Below are 2,203 nucleotides of genomic sequence, written 5' to 3' on the forward strand. Positions count from 1 at the left end.
TGCCTTTTAAAGTATTATCATGGTCCGTTCTAATCGTATTTTGTTTTAATGTACTAGCTAAAATTTTTTCAACCAGGTATAAAAATAATGCGCCCATTCTTCAAACGGAAGCTATAACTGAATATGTTATTTATGCATTAATCTATTTTTATCTTTTCAAAAACAAGGCCATCAAAAAAGTCATCTTCGCGTCTATCTTGATCCTCTTTATTTTTTTTATCATTAATGCCTTTTTTTTGCAACCTTTTTTAAAGGTGTTTCCTACAAATATTTATCTGCCTACCCAAATATTATTTGCCATTTTTTCATTGTTGTTATTTAAACAAATGTTGTTATATCCATCAAAAGTTAACATTGTTAAACAAGGTGTCTTTTGGTATAATACAGCAATGTTTATTTATGCAACAACTATGTTCTTAAATTTAGGCCTGGCAAATTATTATGTTGCCCATCATATTAATAACTATTCATTGTATTACTTTTGGTATTTCTCATTATACCTGTTTCATGTTTTTATCGGTGTTTCACTTTTAACTGATAATAAAGAAATATTAACAACTTATGCCTGACGGAAGTATTCCAATATTAGTATTGTCAACAGCTGCATTGTTTGCAAGCATAGCCGGCTTTATTATTTATTTTATTGTTTTATACCGCAACAGGCAATTAAAAAACCAGCAAGAGCAGGAACAACTTCAATCCATCTTTCGGCAGGAGGTGCTTAAAGCCAGGCTCGAAATGCAGGAACAAACACTTAACCACGTAAGCCGTGAAATTCATGATAATATTACACAAGTATTGTCATTTGTAAAGCTTGACCTTGCCATGATCGGCAATGCCGATGAAAAGCAAAAGCAAATAAAAATAAATGAAAGCCGTGAATTGATAGCCCACGCTATTAACGACCTGAAGGACCTCTCAAAAAGTCTCAGTTTTGAGCATATAACCAAACTCGGGTTACTTAAAACCATTGAAATGGAAGTTAACCGCCTGAATAAAAGCGGGATTGTAAAAGCTGAAATTACGACCGATGGTGAAATTGCCGGTTTAGGTGAACAGCGTGAACTGGTGCTATTCCGTATTTTTCAGGAAGCGGTTAACAATATGCTTAAGCATGCCGGGGCCAATCATTTTAAAATCAGTTTGCAATATTACCCCGAATTGTTTAATTTAACCCTCGAAGACGACGGTGCAGGCTTTTCGGACGAAATGTCCGGGAAGAGTGACGGAGCAGGTTTAAGAAATATGGAGAACAGGGCGGCGCTTATCGTGGCAATTGCAAAAATAAATAGCGCCCCCGGAAAAGGGTGCGTAATTAAAGTTAGCCTAAACCCTTTAGAACAACATTTATATATTGATGAAGACCATTCAAATAGCATTGGTTGACGATCACCGCCTTTTCAGAAGCGGAATAGCATCTTTAATTAATAATTTTATAGGGTACAAAGTCATTTTTGAAGCCTCAAACGGCGACGAAATGATCAGTAAAATAAAACCGGATTTCAGGCCCGATATCATCTTGCTTGATATCAATATGCCCGGCATGAATGGTATTAATACCGCGCGCGGGCTTAAAACGGCTTATCCCCAAATTCAGGTCATCGTATTATCCATGTTTGATGACGCTGATAAGGTGCTGGCAATGCTCAAGCTTGGGGTAAAGGGCTACCTGCTTAAAGACTCGGAGCCTATTGAATTTGAACGTGCACTGCAAAAAGTATCACAGGGCGAGTTATATTACCCTGAATTTGTTACCAGGCTATTGCTCGATTCGATCAACAACCCGGTTGAGTTTGATAAGCTAAATAGCAGGGAAGTTGAATTTTTAAAATTAGTGGCCACCGAACTCACCTATAAAGAAATTGCCGATCAAATGCGCATCAGCGTACGGACCGTGGATGGTTACCGCGATCAGCTTTTTGAAAAACTGCATGTAAAAAGTCGCGTAGGACTTGTTTTATACGCCATAAAAAACAAACTTACAGAGTTGTAAAATGCTAAATAAATTAGCATTTTTGCTTTATGGGACACGAGGAAAACGCAGAGTTTTTTAAAGGGCGCGGAGCACAGGTAAATACACACAACAAGTTTTTAAAAAACAAATATGTTTTAGAACATATTGAAGGGCTTGATGAGCCGATGCTGGAAAATACGGCTACGCAATTATTTGTAGAGACACCAAAAAAAATCGTTAGCGAATCCA

Annotated in this window: 2 protein-coding genes and 1 pseudogene; all 3 read left to right on the top strand. The window is 37.0% G+C overall.

Annotated features, from left to right (window positions below):
- Window positions 1-561: 561 nt before the first annotated feature.
- On the top strand, window positions 562-1,386 hold the full coding sequence (locus QZY09_RS21025) for a histidine kinase (protein WP_295675742.1): 825 nt from the start codon (window positions 562-564) through the stop codon (window positions 1,384-1,386).
- Window positions 1,358-1,993, top strand: a complete 636-nt coding sequence (locus QZY09_RS21030) for a response regulator transcription factor (RefSeq protein ID WP_295675744.1) — start codon at window positions 1,358-1,360, stop codon at window positions 1,991-1,993. Before QZY09_RS21025 ends, QZY09_RS21030 begins: the two co-directional genes overlap by 29 nt.
- 29 nt (window positions 1,994-2,022) lie before the next feature.
- Window positions 2,023-2,203 (top strand): annotated as a pseudogene (locus QZY09_RS21035) (radical SAM protein); the annotation flags it as partial.

Source organism: uncultured Mucilaginibacter sp. (genome assembly GCF_903913935.1).
Lineage (GTDB): Bacteria > Bacteroidota > Bacteroidia > Sphingobacteriales > Sphingobacteriaceae > Mucilaginibacter.